At 72.0% G+C, this 15,302-nt stretch carries 13 protein-coding genes and 1 tRNA gene; 7 read left to right on the top strand and 7 right to left on the bottom strand.

The features are described 5' to 3' along the window. Positions 1-49: 49 nt before the first annotated feature. Together KUG39_RS11725 and psbX are read right to left on the bottom strand one after the other, a co-directional pair. A complete protein-coding gene (locus KUG39_RS11725; RefSeq protein ID WP_216915220.1) occupies positions 50-1,024 on the bottom strand; it encodes a Ycf66 family protein in 975 nt (324 codons plus the stop codon). 79 nt (positions 1,025-1,103) lie between these two features. Continuing rightward, positions 1,104-1,226 carry a photosystem II reaction center X protein gene (gene psbX / locus KUG39_RS11720; protein WP_094586637.1) on the bottom strand — a complete coding sequence of 41 codons (123 nt, stop codon included), beginning with the start codon at positions 1,224-1,226 and terminating at the stop codon, positions 1,104-1,106. An 85-nt stretch (positions 1,227-1,311) separates the two neighbouring features. On the opposite strand from psbX, the gene KUG39_RS11715 reads away from it, so the two are divergent. Further along, positions 1,312-1,641 carry a YggT family protein gene (locus KUG39_RS11715; RefSeq protein WP_216915218.1) on the top strand — a complete coding sequence of 110 codons (330 nt, stop codon included), beginning with the start codon at positions 1,312-1,314 and terminating at the stop codon, positions 1,639-1,641. 12 nt (positions 1,642-1,653) lie between these two features. On the opposite strand, the gene accC is transcribed toward KUG39_RS11715, so the two are convergent. Continuing rightward, positions 1,654-3,003 (bottom strand): acetyl-CoA carboxylase biotin carboxylase subunit, encoded by a 1,350-nt coding sequence (gene accC, locus KUG39_RS11710; RefSeq protein WP_094586633.1) that lies wholly within the window; start codon positions 3,001-3,003, stop codon positions 1,654-1,656. Between the two features lie 159 nt (positions 3,004-3,162). On the opposite strand from accC, the gene KUG39_RS11705 reads away from it, so the two are divergent. From KUG39_RS11705 to msrB, 3 genes are all read left to right on the top strand, one after another. After that, a tRNA-Leu gene (locus tag KUG39_RS11705) sits at positions 3,163-3,244 on the top strand. Between the two features lie 41 nt (positions 3,245-3,285). Then, positions 3,286-4,584 carry a glycosyltransferase family protein gene (locus tag KUG39_RS11700; RefSeq protein ID WP_216915216.1) on the top strand — a complete coding sequence of 433 codons (1,299 nt, stop codon included), beginning with the start codon at positions 3,286-3,288 and terminating at the stop codon, positions 4,582-4,584. Between the two features lie 38 nt (positions 4,585-4,622). Further along, positions 4,623-5,039 carry a peptide-methionine (R)-S-oxide reductase MsrB gene (msrB, locus tag KUG39_RS11695; RefSeq protein WP_216915214.1) on the top strand — a complete coding sequence of 139 codons (417 nt, stop codon included), beginning with the start codon at positions 4,623-4,625 and terminating at the stop codon, positions 5,037-5,039. A gap of 18 nt (positions 5,040-5,057) precedes the next feature. Here the strand turns inward: msrB and KUG39_RS11690 are convergent, their stop codons facing one another. Both KUG39_RS11690 and smc read right to left on the bottom strand, forming a co-directional pair. Further along, positions 5,058-6,194, bottom strand: a complete 1,137-nt coding sequence (locus KUG39_RS11690; RefSeq protein WP_286193134.1) for a PRC-barrel domain-containing protein — start codon at positions 6,192-6,194, stop codon at positions 5,058-5,060. A 164-nt stretch (positions 6,195-6,358) separates the two neighbouring features. Further along, positions 6,359-9,967, bottom strand: coding sequence for a chromosome segregation protein SMC (smc, locus tag KUG39_RS11685; RefSeq protein ID WP_216915210.1), 3,609 nt, complete (start codon positions 9,965-9,967; stop codon positions 6,359-6,361). Positions 9,968-10,067: 100 nt separating this feature from the next. On the opposite strand from smc, the gene KUG39_RS11680 reads away from it, so the two are divergent. Both KUG39_RS11680 and KUG39_RS11675 read left to right on the top strand, forming a co-directional pair. Next, positions 10,068-10,544, top strand: coding sequence for a glycine zipper domain-containing protein (locus tag KUG39_RS11680; RefSeq protein WP_190612223.1), 477 nt, complete (start codon positions 10,068-10,070; stop codon positions 10,542-10,544). After that, the gene (locus KUG39_RS11675; protein ID WP_190612225.1) at positions 10,541-10,906 is read left to right on the top strand and encodes a phage holin family protein; all 366 of its coding nucleotides are present in this window, start codon (positions 10,541-10,543) and stop codon (positions 10,904-10,906) included. Before KUG39_RS11680 ends, KUG39_RS11675 begins: the two co-directional genes overlap by 4 nt. Positions 10,907-10,918: 12 nt before the next feature. Here the strand turns inward: KUG39_RS11675 and KUG39_RS11670 are convergent, their stop codons facing one another. Next, entirely contained in the window at positions 10,919-12,907 is a 1,989-nt protein-coding gene (locus KUG39_RS11670) for a S8 family serine peptidase (RefSeq protein ID WP_216915208.1), read from the bottom strand. 184 nt (positions 12,908-13,091) lie between these two features. On the opposite strand from KUG39_RS11670, the gene KUG39_RS11665 reads away from it, so the two are divergent. Next, positions 13,092-13,580 carry a hypothetical protein gene (locus KUG39_RS11665; RefSeq protein WP_216918308.1) on the top strand — a complete coding sequence of 163 codons (489 nt, stop codon included), beginning with the start codon at positions 13,092-13,094 and terminating at the stop codon, positions 13,578-13,580. 44 nt (positions 13,581-13,624) lie between these two features. Here KUG39_RS11665 and KUG39_RS11660 read toward each other — a convergent pair whose 3' ends face one another. After that, the gene (locus KUG39_RS11660) at positions 13,625-15,271 is read right to left on the bottom strand and encodes an alpha-amylase (RefSeq protein WP_216915203.1); all 1,647 of its coding nucleotides are present in this window, start codon (positions 15,269-15,271) and stop codon (positions 13,625-13,627) included. Positions 15,272-15,302 lie beyond the last annotated feature (31 nt).

The following is a 15,302-nucleotide window of genomic DNA, read 5'->3' as shown; positions in this document are numbered from 1 at the left end:
CAGGGGCAGGCGGGTGCCAGCGGGGCGCCGCAGCCGGCAGCGCGGGGCCTCAGTCGTCGAAACGGGAGCTGTTGTCCCTGGCGGTGGAGGGGCGGGCGGGCGGCTCTGTCGCCGGCGGTCGGGTGTCCGGGGCCGGGGGCCGGGGCCGGCCGCTGGCCATCGGCGAGAAGTCGGCATCACTGACGTCATCGGCGGCGCCGCCGCGGGAGCTGGGGCGGATCGGGGTGCCCATCGGGGTTCCCGGCGGGCCGGCGGCCGCGGGGCCGGGCTCACGGCCCGTCGGGGCGGTGCCCCGGCGGGTGGAGCGGGGCACCGCATCGGCCGCCGCCACAGGGCGGGAGCCTCGGCGGGGTTCCGGGGCGCTGTCGCGGTCACGGCGACGGGCGCCGAAATCACTCGCGGCCGAACGGCCCTGGCCAGCGGCGCTGTAGCGGCCGGCGGTCCGGTCCGGGCGGTCGTCGAGGGGGGGGCGTTCGGGGCGGCCCGAGGGGCGCTCGCCCCTGGGGTTGTCCCAGGCGTCCGGCTCGTCACGACGGCTGGCGGCCCGCTCGGGGATGGCGGCCCGGCTGGGCCGGCGCGGCCGGTAGAAGTCGTCTTCGGGTTCTTCGCGGGAGGGGATGCGGCGCCGCAGGGGTTCGGGCTCATCGAACCGGTCGGGCTCGTCGTCCCAGCTGAGGCCGCCGCCAAGGCCACCACGGGGCCGGAAGGGGGCGGCGGGCTCCTCGTCGTCGAAGTAGGAGGAGCGGCGGGCCTGCTCGGTGGTCACCCCCCGCAGCCGCACGCTTTCGTAGGCGAAGAAGACCGTGGTGCCGGCCAACAGGAACTGGCCGAACTGCAGGATCGGATCCAGGCGCCAGCCCTGGAAAAAGAGGATGCCGCCGCAGAGCAGGCCGATGGCGGCGAAGAACACGTCGTAGTCCCGGGCCAGGGCCGGCTTGAAGCTCCTCATGAAATAGAGGAAGGCTCCACCGACCGCCAGGACGATGCCGACGATGCTGGCCCAGTTGAGGCTGGCGTTGACCACGGCGGTTCACCCGGGCGACGGGCCCCACTCTAAGGACCGCGCCCACCGTGTCATCGGCAGGCGCAGGGGGCCCGTCGGATCAGAGGCGCCGGTCGAGCTGGTCGTTCTGGCTGATCAGCACCAGGGCGATGGAGATGGGGATCACCACGATGACCGCGCCCCAACCGAGGCTGCTGAGGAAGTTGGCGAGGGAAGGGGTCATGGCAGGGGTTCGCGCCGGACAGCTCGGCGGATCCTAGGCAGTGACGGCGGCTTCCTACGATCGGGGTTCCGACGCTTAGAGCTTTGTGACGGCCCCGGCCCTTTCCGCACTGGCGCCCCTGCCCCTGCTGCACCTGGCCCTGGGGCTGGTCCTGGCGGGCTGGACCCTGCTGTTCCTGTTCCGCATCGTCCTCACCTGGTACCCGAGCGTGGACCTCACCAAGGGGGTGATGCGGGTGGTGGGTGCGCCCACCGAGCCCGTTCTGGCCCTCACCCGCCGCCTGATCCAGCCCATCGGCGGCGTCGACGTGACCCCGGTGGTCTGGGTGGGGCTGATCAGCCTGCTGCGGGAGCTGCTGGTGGGTCAGCAGGGGCTGGTCACCCTGGCTTTGCTGCGCAGCCAGGCCGTCGGCTGAGCTGGGGCCCGCTCAGCGGTTCAACATCTCCTCTTCGACGAACTTGGTCCAGACCTCACCGCGCTGGAATTCCTTGCGATCCAGCAGGGCGAGGTGGAACTCGATGGTGGTGGGGATGCCCGTCACGGCACATTCCGACAGGGCCCGGCGCATGCGTCGGATCGCATGGTCCCGGTCGGTCCCCCAGACGATCAGCTTGCCGATCAGGGAGTCGTAGAAGGGGGGGATCTCGTAGCCCGTATAGACGTGGCTGTCGATGCGCACCCCCGGTCCGCCGGGGGGCAGCCAGCCGGTGATCTTGCCCGGGGCCGGCCGGAAGTTGTGGCGCGGATCCTCGGCGTTGATGCGGCACTCGATGGCGTGGCCGGTGATGTGGATCTCGTCCTGGCGAACGGAGATCGGCTCGCCGCCGGCGATGCGCAGCTGCTCGGCGATCAGGTCGATGCCCGTCACCATCTCGGTGACGGGATGCTCCACCTGGATGCGGGTGTTCATCTCCATGAAGTAGAAGGCGCCGCTGCGGTCCACCAGGAACTCGACCGTGCCGGCGCCCTCGTAGCCGATGCTGCGGGCCGCCGCCACCGCCGCCTCGCCCATGCGGCGGCGCAGGTCGGGATCGAGGCCCGGGCTGGGGGCCTCCTCCAGCAGCTTCTGGTGGCGGCGCTGGATCGAGCAGTCGCGCTCCCCCAGGTGCACCACGTTGCCGTGGCGGTCGGCCAGCACCTGCACCTCCACGTGCCGGGGCCGGTCGATGAATTTCTCCATGTAGAGGCCCGGGTTGCCGAAGGCGGCCTCCGCCTCCCCCTGGGCGGCCCGGAACAGGCCCTCGAGCTGGCTGGCCTCGGGCACCAGGCGCATGCCCCGGCCGCCACCGCCGGCGGTGGCCTTGATCATCACCGGGTAGCCCATGGCCGCGGCGAGGCTGGCGGCTTCGGCGGGATCCTCCAGCAGCCCCTCGCTGCCGGGGATCGTGGGGACACCCACCCGCTGCATGGTGATCTTGGCCGTCGACTTGTCGCCCATGGCCAGGATCGAGGCCGGTGAGGGGCCCACGAAGATGAGGCCGTGGTCGAGGCACTTCTCGGCGAAGTCGGCGTTCTCCGCCAGGAAGCCGTAGCCGGGGTGGATGGCGTCGGCGCCGCGGGAGGTGGCGGCCGCCAGGATGTTGGGAACGTTGAGGTAGCTGCGGCTGCTGGGGGCCTCCCCCACGCAGACGGCCTCATCGGCCAGCTGCACGTGCAGGGCGTTCTTGTCCACCGTGCTGTAGACGGCCACCGTGGCGATGCCGAGCTCCCGGCAGCTGCGCAGGATGCGGAGGGCGATTTCGCCGCGGTTGGCGATCAGCAGCTTGCCGATGGGCATCCGTGCAGGTCCGGGCGAAGGGGCTGGCGGGGGTGCGGCCGTGCCGGGGCGGACTGTATCAGTGCTCACCGGCACCACCCCTGCCTAGGGGTCGCCGGGGGTGGGGAAGCCTGTGCGTATATTGCTCAGTCGGTGAAGGCCCCGGCCCGATCCGACCACGCGGATGTGGTGGAATTGGTAGACACGCACGTTTGAGGGGCGTGTGGCTTCGGCCTTGCGAGTTCAAGTCTCGCCATCCGCATTTTTCTTCTCCAGCCCCGTCCCCCGGAACCTGCGGTTCTCTTGACCCAGCCGTCGCCGGTCTCCGCTCCAGCCGCCGCGAGCGCGATCGTGCTGGTCAGCAACGGCCCCGGCGAGCTGAGCACCTGGGTGCGCCCGCTGGCCGAGCAGCTCCATCAGCTGCAGCCCCTGCGGCCCCGCGATCCCGGCGCCCCCTGCAGCCTGCGGCTGGTGCTGGTCCCGTGCCCCAACGCCACCGGGGCGGAGCATCGGGTGGCCGAGGGCTGGGGCCTGTTCGAGCGGGTGCTGCCGGCCTCCCGGTTCTGGTGGATGCTGCTGCGGCCCCGGCGCCACGGCCCCTGGCCCGAGCGGGGCGTGGTGGTGTTCCTCGGCGGCGACCAGTTCTGGACCGTGCTGCTGTCGGCCCGTCTGGGCTACCGCCACCTCACCTATGCCGAGTGGGTGGCCCGCTGGCCCCGCTGGAACGACCGCATCGCCGTGATGGGGCCCACCGCGGCCGGCCGCCTGGCCCCCCGCTGGCGGCAGCGGGCCACGGTGGTGGGAGACCTGATGGCCGATCTCTCGACCCTGGCCCGCCAGGACGATCCACTCCCGCCCGGCGACTGGGTGGCCCTGCTGCCCGGCTCGAAGCGGGCCAAGCTGCTGGTGGGGGTGCCCTTCCTGCTCGAGACCGCCGACCGGCTGGCGGCCCTGCGGCCCGGCTGCCGCTTCCTGCTGCCGGTGGCCCCCACCACCTCGGTGCGGGAACTGCTGGCCTACGGCGGCCCCTCCAACCCGCTGAACCGCCACCAGGGAGCCGGTGAGCCCCAGCTCCAGGGCGACGAGATCGTCACGGCGGCCGGCACCCGCATCCTGCTGCTGGAGCGCCATCCCGCCCATGCCGCCCTGAGTCAGTGCGCCCTGGCGCTCACCACGGTGGGGGCCAACACGGCCGAGCTGGGCGCCCTGGCGGTGCCGATGATCGTGCTGGTGCCCACCCAGCACCTGGCGGTGATGCAGGCCTGGGACGGCTGGATGGGGCTGGTGGCCCGGCTGCCCCTGCTGCGGCGCCTGGTGGGGGTGGCCCTCACCGCCTGGCGGATGCGCCACCGCGGCTTTCTTGCCTGGCCCAACATCTCCGCCGGCCGCGCCGTGGTGCCGGAGCGGGTGGGGCCGATCGAACCGGCCCAGATCGCCGCCGAGGCCGCCGACTGGCTGGACCATCCCGAGCGCCTGGCGGCCATGGCCGACGACCTGCGCAGCCTGCGGGGCCAGCCGGGCGCCGTGGCGGCGGTGGCGGCCATGGTGCGGGGTCTGCTGCCGCCGCCGGAGCGCTCCGGGGTGCCGGTGCGACCTGGATAGGATTCAGTTCACCATGGCCCCATGCGGGGTTCGCCACCATGCAGCCGAGCGATTCCACCACCTCAGCCAGCACCGTCCCCGCCGATGCCGACTGGCGCTCCAAGCTGACGCCCGAGCAGTACCGGGTGGCCCGCGAGGGGGGCACCGAGCGGGCCTTCACCGGCGCCTACTGGAACAACAAGGCCACCGGGATGTACCACTGCGTCTGCTGCGGCAGCGAGCTGTTCAGTTCCGCCAGCAAGTTCGATTCCGGCACCGGCTGGCCCAGCTTCTGGCAGGGGGTGAGTGATGGAGCGATCACCACCCACACCGACCACTCCCATGGCATGGAGCGCACCGAGATCCGCTGCGCCACCTGCGACGCCCACCTCGGCCACGTCTTCAACGACGGGCCCACGCCCAGCGGCCTGCGCTACTGCGTCAATTCGGCGTCGCTGCAGTTCAACGAGGGCTGAGGCCGGGCGGCTGCCCTTTCACCAGGGGTCGTCGAGGATCTCGGGCTCCACATCCACCGGCTCCTTGGCGCGGGGGGCCTCCCGGGGTGGTGCTTCTTCGGGGGGGGCGTAGGGGTCCCGCTGCGGCTCCCGTCCCCGGGGGGGCTCAGGACGATCCCGCTCCGGCTCGTAACCACGCTCGGGCCGGTAGCGCTCCTCGGGGTAACGGTCATCGGCGTTGCGATCGTCGCTATAGCGATCTTCGGGATAACGGTCGTCGCTGTAGCGCCCCCCGGCGGGACGCTCCTCGCCGTAGCGCTGGGGTGGGATGCGGTCGGGGGTGCGGTCAGGAACGCGGTCGTCGTAGCGGTCCGGCGCCATCCGCTCGCCCTCGCGCCCGTAGGCCTCGGCCGGGCGGGCTTCGGGGCGCTGGCGCGGTTCCGGCAGGTCGTCGTCGAGGTAGCGGCGCTGGCGCAGGGGCTCCCGCTCGCGCCGCTCCTCCAGTTCCACGTACTCCAGTTCCTCGGCGGGCTGGAAGCTGCGGCTGGCGGCCGGCTGGATCCGGCGCTGCTCCTGGACCGTGGGCTGGCCCGCGGGCAGCTGGTTCTCGGCGGGAACGGCCCCGGTGCGGAACCGGTCCCGCTCCTCCTGCTCCCAGCTGGCGCCGCCGATGCCCAGCTTCTCCAGCAGGCCGGTGCCGAGCTGCTTGAGCTTCTCCTCGGCCCCCTCGTAGACGATGATCCGGTCCGGCCCGCTGCTGACCACCTCCCCCACCGGCATTTCCCAGGTGCTGAGCACCCCTTCACCGAGCAGGGGAACGCCGAGGGCACCGATCACCAGGGTGGTGAGTTCGCCGGTCTCGATGTCGAAGCTGAAGCCGAGCACGCGGCCGAGCTGTTCGCCGGACTCGGTGATCACCTGGCAGTTGATGACCTTGCTGTAGCGCTCGGGGTTGAACCCCTCGGCCAGGGAGTCGGCTGAATCCACCAGGATCACGTCACCCACCTGGCGGATGCGATCCAGCGGCATCCAGCGGGGCAGGCCCGGCAGGAAACGGGTGAGGGGGTTGTCCCGCAGGCCGAGGGCGATCACCTCACGCCGGTCAATGTCGACCACCACCTCGCCGACGACGCCCAGGCGGCGGCCGGTGTCCCGGGTGATGACCTGGGTGCCCATCAGTTCGGAGCGCAGCCAGAGGCGGTCGCTGGGGGCGGCGGGCTCGGTGGAGGGGGGAATCGGGGAGGTCAAATCCGGAGATCGGGGCTGGACGGCAGGGGGAACGGGAGCGACTTCACGGCCTGGAACAGCCTGGTCGGCCCATTGTGGCCCACGCGGTCGGCTCAGGCCGGCGGCGGCAAACCGACCACCTGGGTATGGGAGCCGCGGGCCTGGGTGACGCCGATGGTGCGGGTGGCCGCGGCGATCATCGGCCGGCGGTGACTGACGACCATGAACTGGGCCTGGTGCGCTTGGGCGGCGATCAGGGCCGCCAGCCGCTCGACGTTCACCCCATCCAGGAAGCTGTCGACTTCGTCGAGGGCATAAAAGGGCGAGGGACGGAAGCGCTGCAGGGCGAACAGGAAGCTGAGGGCGGTCAGGGATTTCTCACCACCCGACATCGAGGCCAGCCGCCGCACCGCCTTGCCCTTGGGGTGGGCCACCAGGGTCAGGCCGCCCTCCAGGGGCTGCTCGGGGTTCTCCAGCTGCAGGTGGCCCTCGCCGTCGGAGAGGCCGGCGAAGATCGTCTGGAAATGGCCGTCGACGGCCCGGAACGCCTCCATGAAGGCCTCCTGGCGCAGGGTGGCCACGGTCTCGATCCGCAGCAGCAGCTCCTCCCGCTCCTTGCTGAGCACCTCCAGGCGGTCGTCCAGGTCGGCCAGCCGCTGCTCCAGCTGCTCCAGCTCCTCGAGGGCGAGCATATTGACCGGCTCGAGCGCCTCCATGCGCTGCTGCAGGCTGCGCAGTCTCTGCTGCAGCGCCTCCAGGCCGGCCTCGCGCACCTCCTCCGGCAGCCCGGGGCGGGGGTCGGGCAGCTCCCGTTCCATCTGGGCCAGCCGCAGGCCGTGGCTGCGCTGCTTTTCGGCCAGGGCCAGCCGCTCCTCCTGGCGCCGCTGCAGCTCCCACTGGCGCTGCTGCAGGGCCTGGCGCCGGCCGGCCAGGTGGGCTTCGGCCCCGTCGCGGGCGCGGCGCCGTTCGCCGAAGCGGGTCTGCAGCTCGCTCTGCTGGCGCTCCAGCAGGGTGCGGCGCTCCTGCTCCGCCTGGTGGCGTTCTTTCCAGAGCTGGCGCTCGGCCACCAGGGCCTGCACCGCCTCCACCAGCCGCCGTTCCTCCCCGGCGAGGGCCTCCAGCTGGCTGCCCAGCCGCTCCGCCCCCAGGGCTCTGTCGCGCCGTTCCGCCTCCAGTTCGTCCCGCTGGCGCCGGGCCTCCACCAGGGCTCGGTCGGCCCGCTCCAGTTCACCCTGGAGCCCCTGCCAGCGGGCACTGTCGTCGTTGCCGCTGGCGGCGCGTTCGGCCTGCTCCAGTTCCGCCAGGGCCTGGCGCAGGGGCGGCAGGGTCTGCTCGAGCACCCCCATCCGGCCGCGGTCGGCCTGGTGGGCCTCCTGCAGCTGCCGCAGCCGGCCGGCCACCTGGTCGCGGCGCTGCTGCCGCGGGGCCAGGGTGCGCTCGGCGGCGCTGTGTTCCGCCTGGATGGCGGCCTGGCGCTGCTGCAGCTCCAGCAGGCCCGGCCGGACTTCCTCCAGGCTCCGGCCCAGCTCGGCTTCGCGGCGGCGGCAGGCCAGCAGGCTCTCCCCCAGCTCCAGCAGCCGCTGCCGCAGCGGCTCGGCCTCATCGCCGTCGCCGCTGCGGCCGAAGCCCAGCTGACCGGAGCGCTGCTGCAGGCTGCCGCCGGTCATGGCGCCGCTCTTCTCCAGCAGTTCCCCTTCGAGCGTCACGGCCCGGCAGCGGCCCAGTTCCCGGCGGGCGTCGGCGAGGGTGGCGAACACCAGCGTGTCGCCGAAGACGTAGCGGAACACGTCGGCGTAGACGGGCTCGTGGCGGATCAGATCCACCGCCCGCCCCACCAGGCCTCCGGCCCCGCCACTGCCGCCGGCGCCGCCCCGCTGCAGTGCCGCCCCCCCCGAGCCACCACTGCCGCCCCGGATGCGGTTGAGGGGCAGGAAGGTGAGGCGGCCGGCACGGCGGCTCTTGAGCAGTTCGATCGCCCGGGCGGCGATGCGGTCGTCCTCCACCACCACCTGGGCCAGGCGCCCCCCCGCCGCCACCTCCAGGGCCACCCGCAGCCGCTCCTCCACCTCACCCAGCTGGGCCACCGATCCGTGGATCCCCTCCAGCCCCGCCTCCAGCAGCAGGCGCAGGGCGCCGGTGCCGCGGCTCTCCTGCAGGGTCTCGCGGCGGCTGTCGAGGCGGGCGATGTCCCGCTCCAGGCTGGTCTGCTCCTGCTCCAGCCGCACGCGGGTGCGCTGCTGCAGCGCCACGGCCTCGGCCAGCTCCCGGGCCCGCTCCTGGCGTTCCTCCAGGGCGGCCCGCAGGCTGCGCTCCTGCTCCGCCAGGGCCGCCAGGGCGGCGGCGGCCTCCCCATGGGCCGCGTCCTCCTGGAGCTCCTCGCCGCCCAGCTCCTCGAGCCGCTCGCCCGCCTGCCGCAGCCGTTCCTCCAGCTGCTGGCGTTCGGCCAGCAGGGGGGCGAGCCGTTCCTGCAGCTCCTGGCGCCGGCGGCTGCGCTGCTGCTGCTCCTCGAGCCAGCTGCCGGAACGCCCGGCCACCTCCCCGAGGCGGCGCCGGGAGAGCTCCACCGCCGCTTCGGCGTCGCGGCAGAGGGCCTCGGCGCGGTCGATGGCGCCGTCGTCGGCCCGCTCACCGAGGGCCTGCTGCTGCCGGCGCAGCTCCGCCTGGTTCTGCTGCAGCTGCTGGCGGCGGCGCTGCAGCTCCTCGGCCTGCTGGCCATGGAGCTCCGCCTGGCGGGCCAGCTCACGGCCACTGGTTTCCAGACCGGCCAGTTCGGCCTGCACCGCCAGCAGCTGGTCTTCGCCCAGGGTCTTCACCTCCGCCTGCAGCTGCTCGAGGGCGGCGGCGGCGGCGACCACCTCGGCTTCGCCGGCGACGATCGCCTCCCGCTCCTGCTCCTGCTGGCGGTCGAGGCTCTCGAGGCGACCGGCCAGGGCCAGGCCGTGGGTGCGGGCCTCCTCCCAGGCCAGCACCTGCTCCTGCAGCCGCCCCTGGTGCAGGCGCTCCCGCAGCTCCTGGTAGGTGCGCGCCTTGGCGCAGTCGCGTTCGAGCTTCTGGCGCGCCGCCAGCAGTTCCTGCTCGACGATGCGGCAGCGCTCCTGCCGTTCGACCACTTCGTCCAGCTTGCCCCGGCTCTGCTCGATGCGGGAGTCGAACAGGGCCACGCCGGCCAGCTCATCGATGATGCCGCGCCGGTCGCGGGCGCTCATCGAGACGATGCGGGTGACGTCGCCCTGCATGACGACGTTGCTGCCCTCCGGGTCGACCCGCAGGCGCCGCAGCTGGGTCTGCAACTGCTGCAGGTTGCAGGGCACCCCATCGGCGCTGAAGCTGCTGCTGTAGGTGCCGCCGGGGGCCACCCGCAGCCGCCGGGTGACGCTCCATTCCCGCTGGCCCCGCTGCAGCCAGGGGCCCTGTTCGGGGACGTCGAGCCCCTCTTCGGCCGTATCCGGTTGCCAGTCGCCCAGGTCGAAGCGCACGGTGACGCTGGTCTCGGCGGCCTTTCCCTCGCGCAGCACGGCGCTGTTGATCAGGTCGGGGAGCCGCTCGGCCCGCATCCCGCGGCTGGTGGCCAGGCCGAGGCAGAAGAGCACCGCGTCAAGGATGTTGCTCTTGCCGGAGCCGTTCGGGCCCGTCACCACCGTGAAACCCTCCTCCAGCGGGATGGTCATCGACCCGCCGAAGGACTTGAAGTGGGTGAGCTCGACCTGATTGATGTGAACCAACAGGCCCGTGCGCCGAGCAGGCCGAATTTAACCGAGGTGCTGACGATCACAAGCCCTTCTTCCTACGGTGATGCCGTGCAGCCGTCGCACGGAGCGCCCCATGGAAACGGACACCACCCCTGTCGAGTCCCCGGCGGCCCCCGCCCCGGGCCCGGCGCCCGCCGGCAGCGGCGAGGCCCAGCAGGCGCAGAACCTGTTCCGCGAACGCTTCGAGAGCCTGCTGCCCAGCATCCAGAAGGAGTGGCCCGAGGTGGCTCGCCACACCCTGGAGGCCACCCGGGGCAGCTTCGACCACGTGGTGGAGGTGATCAGCCGCCAGAGCGGGCTCACCACCGCCGGCGTCAAGCAGCAACTGCTCGATCTGGTCAACGTCACCGGTGAGCAGGCGGGCCACGTGGTTGATTCGCTGCGGCCCCTGGAGGAGCAGCTGGAGCACCTGCTCGACGAGCTCAACACCACCCTGCGGCCCCGGATCGAGAAGCCGGTGCGGGAGCGGCCCCTGATGGCCCTCGGCATCGCCGCCGGCGTGGGGCTGCTGGTGGGGCTGCTGCTGTCGTCGGGTCGGCGTTCGGCATGACGGGTCCGAACTTCAGCCGGGTCACGGCCCTGATCACTTCGGTGATGGACCTGCACGTCCGCATCGCCCTGCAGGAGGCCGATAAGGAAAAGCGGCGCCTGGTGGGCGGCGGGGTGATGCTCGGCATGGGCCTCACCCTGATGACCCTGGCCCTGGTGGCGGCCGAGCTGGTGCTGCTGCTCTGGATCCGCGAGGCCTTCAGCCTCAGCTGGCTGCAGGCCGCGGCGGCCGTGGCCGCCATCGACCTGGTGCTGGCCGGGATCAGCCTGCGCATCGGCGGCCAGATGCTCAAGGGCCCCTACCTGCCGGAGACCACCGCCGGCCTGATGCGCACCACCCGGGCGATCACCGGCAAGTTCTGAGGCCTGCCAGGTTCAGAAGCCCATCTCCAGCCGCAGGCTGCGCAGGGTGCCCCGGTCGGAGCGGGCGGTGTCGGACACCTCCAAGGTCCAGGTGCCGCTGGGGTCCTTGCCCTTCAACGCCGCCAGGGCGGGGGCGTTGACCGCGTCGTAGGTGACCTTGAGGTTGTCGGTGCCGCCACCGGAGCGGTCGTGCAGCACCACGGGGGCGGACCCGAGGGCGGCGGGCGGCAGCAGCCGCACCACCAGATCGCCGATGTAGGTGTGGTCGAGATCCACCGCCACCCGGATCGACTGCAGCGGGCCCGGGGCGGCCACCGGCAGGGTGAGGGTGGCGGTCTGGAAGTCGTTGATCGGCACGTCCTGCACCGCCTGGAACACCAGGGCCGCCGCCGGCTGGGGCGGGCGGGCCAGCTCCACCGCCTTGCGGGCACTCACCCGTCCGTAGCCGTAGAAGGGGCTGCGGCCGCTGGCGTCGTAGTTGCCGCCGGTGGGGTCGATGCGCACGCAGGCCTGCCGCAGGATCTCCCGCACCTGGTCCCAGCGCAGGGCCGGATTGCGGGCCAGCACCAGGGCCGCCACCCCGGCCATGCCGGGGCAGGCGCTGGAGGTGCCGCCGAAGGAATTGGTGTAGTGGCCCGGCGTGTCCCCTTTCTGGGGACTGCCCTGGTTGTAGCCCGCCACCCCGGAGCGGTCGGTGGTCCAGATGCCGGGGGTGAGGGAGGGGCGGCCGTCGCTGCTGGGGAAGCTGCACCAGACGGCCCGGCCGAAGTCGCTGTAGGCGCTGCGCTTCGAGAGGTCGTTGCAGGCCGCCACGGCGATCACCTTGCCGTAGCTGGCATAGCCGTCGTTGTCGACGCTCTCGTTGCCGTTGCCGGCCGCGAACAGGACCACGCAGCCCTTGCCGCCGCGGCCCTGGGTGGTGGCGAAGTCGATCGCCAGGCGGGTGGAATCCGGCAGGGGCACCACCTGGCGGTGGGCCGGGTCGTTCGGGTCCCACCAGGCCCCGTCCGGCGGGCCCCAGCTGCAGGAGACCACATCGGCGCCGTTGCGGGCCGCCCACACGAAGGCGTCGGCCTCCGCCTGGGAGCCCAGGCCGGAGGCCAGCCGGATCGGGATCAGCCGGGCGCCGGGGGCGACGCCTGTGGCGCCGAACTGGCCGTTGGCGCAGGCCACCCCGGCGCAGGCGGTGCCGTGGTCGTCGCCGCGGCCGGGGCGAGGGTCGCCGCTCTGGCGGGTCACATCCCGCGGGGCGACGATCTTGCCGGAGGAGCGGAATTCCTCGTGGTCGAGGTCGAAGCCGTCGTCCACCACGGCGATGATCGCCCCGGTGCCGTCGCTGAGGGCCCAGGCCGCCTCCACCTCGGCGTGGGCATCAACGAGCCGGCCGTTGACGGCGGTGGCTTTCAGATGCCACTCGGGCGGGAAGGCCTGGCGGCGCTGGCGGCTGGGGCTCACCAGTTCCGGATGGCACAGGGCGACGCTCTCCTCGCCCAGCAGGGTTTCGGCGATTGCGAACACCGCCAGCCCGCTGTTGCCTGGAGCGGCCACGAAATAGGCGTTGCGGGCATAGCTGAGGCCACGCTTGATGGCGAGGCCCAGGCGTTGCAGCAGGTCCTCGCAGGCCTCGGGCTCGGCGTCGTCGTCGAACTTGACGAACAGATTCTCCGTGTAGACCACGGGCCGGCCCTGGCCATCCACCAGAACGCGGCCGGCGAAGTCGATGCCGGGCTCCGCCTTGAGCAGGCTGCGGGCGGCATCGCGCAGGGCCCCATCGGCCTGGGGGGCTCGGGTACTCAACAATTCGACCCCCGCTTCGCGGAAGCGCGTCAGGCACTCGAACTGGGCCAGGATCCGGTGCGCCTCGGCGCTGACCGGCGCCACTTCGAAGGGCCGCTCCGGCATCACCGCCTGGCGGTTGAGGGTGCGGACGACGAGGTGATTGTCGCTGACATCGAGGGCGTAAGGGGCCGCATCTTTGCCGCCATAGCGAACCTGAACCATCGCGGTGTCCTCGCTGCGGCGATCACTCTCCGCGCATCAGCTGGCGAATTCAAGCCGGCGGAACAGGACGTGATCTGCCGACACAGGCCGGGGGATTCTTCACCCTTCTTCAGAGGTGAGACCCCCTGGCGCTGCTGTGTGGCTGGATAGCGTGGAGGAGCAGCGGAGCGGCCGCCAGGTGACCATGGGCCCCGCGACGTCCTTCGACGATTTCCCCCGGCAGATCCTCGTCGGCGTGGAGCGGCCGGTGGTGTTCGAGCAGAAACCCGCCTGGTACGCCCTGCACGGGGAGCCCCTGCCGGCAGCCGAGGCGGTGCTGCTGTTCGAACCCGAAGCCATCGCCGTGCTGCCCGGAGTCCCCGCCGGCCCCCTGGCGACGGGCCAGTCGCTCAGCCCGGTCTTTGCCCAGCCCGGGAGTGGCGAGCTGGCCGTGCCCACCGGCCAGCTCTTCATCCGCTTCCGGCCGGGGGAATCGGCGCTGGCCCACCGCGCCGCCCTGGAGCAGGCGGGCTGCCGCATCGCCGCCGCCCCCGACCATGCCCCCGAGGCCGCCTGGCTGCGGGCCCGCAGTGGCCGCGTGGCCGATGCCCTGGGGTGTGTGGCGCGGCTGTGGGAGCTGGAGGGGGTGGAGAGCGTCGAGCCCCAGCTGCTGATGGGGCGGGTGTTGCGGTAGCCGCCGGGGCCCCAGCCCGCCCTGGGCAGGCCAGACCCCCGGGGTCAGAGAGCCACTCCCATCGCCGCCAGCGACGCCTCCTCCACCCACACCGACACCGCCCCCCCCGGGCAGTGCCATTCCGCCCAGCCGTCGCCGTTGGTGGTGATCGGCATCTGGATGTGGCCGGTCAGGTCGCGGAAGGTGGTGTGGGGCTTGCCCACCTCCATCCACTTGTGGCCGGCGGGCCCGTCGCTCATCAGCACCGCCATGGCCCGGGGGTGGCCCGGGGTGCCCAGGCGTGTCCAGCCGATGGTGTTGTCGTGGTCGAGGTAGTCGTACTGGGGCCCGTAGGCGCAGTGGCCGCGGGCCAGCAGGAAGCGGTCGATCAGGAAGCGGTGGCTGGGCAGCACGATCCGGTACTCCTGGCCGTCTTTCCTGTCGGTGTACTCGGCGCCGTAGTAATCGGCACCGAAGATGCAGGGATAGCCCTGGTCACGCAGCAGGATCACGGCGTAGGCGAGGGGTTTGAACCAGGCCTCCACCACCGACTCCAGGGCCTGCAGCGGCTGGGTGTCGTGGTTGTCCACCAGGGTCACCGCCAGCAGGGGCAGCTGCTGCATCAGGCTGCCGTCGAGCAGCCGGCGCATGTCGTAGTTGCCCCCGCTGCGGCTGGCCTGGTGGAAGTTCATGTGCAGCGGCGCATCGAACAGGCTCATGTGGCCGCCGGTGTTGGCCGCGTACCAGTGCAGGCTTTCGATGTTGTAGGTCCAGTACTCACCCACCACGAACAGATCACGCTGGGCATGGTTTTCCAGGTCGCTGATCCAGTCGAGGAAGAAATCACTGGCGATGTGCTTGATCGCATCGAGCCGGAAGCCGTCCGCCCCCACGTGGTCGAGGCTCCAGCGGCCCCAGTGCTTGAGCTCACCGCGCACCTCCGGATGGTTCACGTTGAGGTCACTGCCCATCAGGTAGTCGTAGTTGCCCTTCTCCAGATCGACGTTGCCCTCGAAGCCGGCGCCCTGGGTGCGCCAGACGGCCCGGAATCCCGGATCGAGCGTGTTGTGATCGACCGCGTCGAAGTGATGCCAGTGCCACTGCATCGACGAATAGCGATCGCCGCGGCCATCGAAACGGAAGCGGGTCCAGGCGCTGATCGTGCGTTCCTCCCCAAGGGGCCGGTTGCGGTCGGCGGGGTCGTAGGGCGTGGCCCGGTACTGCTCCTGCTCGTCGGCGTTCAGCTTGTGGTTGAACACCACATCGGCGTACACCTGCATCCCGGCGGCGTGGCAGGCCTCGATGGCCTCCAGATACTCCTGCTTGGTGCCGTACTTGGTGCGCACCGTGCCCTTCTGGTCGAATTCGCCCAGGTCGAACAGGTCGTAGGTGCCGTAGCCCACGTCCCACACGCTTCCCCCCTTGCCCGCCGGCGGCAGCCACAGGGCGGTGATGCCCGCCCTGGCCAGGGCCAGTGCCTCCTGGCGCAGCCGCCGCCAGTGGCCGCCGTCGCCGTCGCTGTACCAGTGGAACCACTGCATCAGCGTGCCGTTGAACTCCGTCGGCGCCGCCAGCTTGCGGGCGCTGATCTCGGCTTCGTGGCTGGCCAGCCACTCCTGCACGAGGGCCATCGTGGCCTGGCCGGTGTCGAGGGCCGGATCCTTTTCCACGGCCAGCACGTCCTGCTTGAGGGCTTCAAAGAGTGAGGCCATGGCTCTGGCGGTGGCGGAGGCAGAACCCACC

The organism is Synechococcus sp. CCAP 1479/10 (assembly GCF_019038515.1).
Classification (GTDB): domain Bacteria; phylum Cyanobacteriota; class Cyanobacteriia; order PCC-6307; family Cyanobiaceae; genus Cyanobium.
This window is presented reverse-complemented; position numbering and strand designations above follow the sequence as displayed.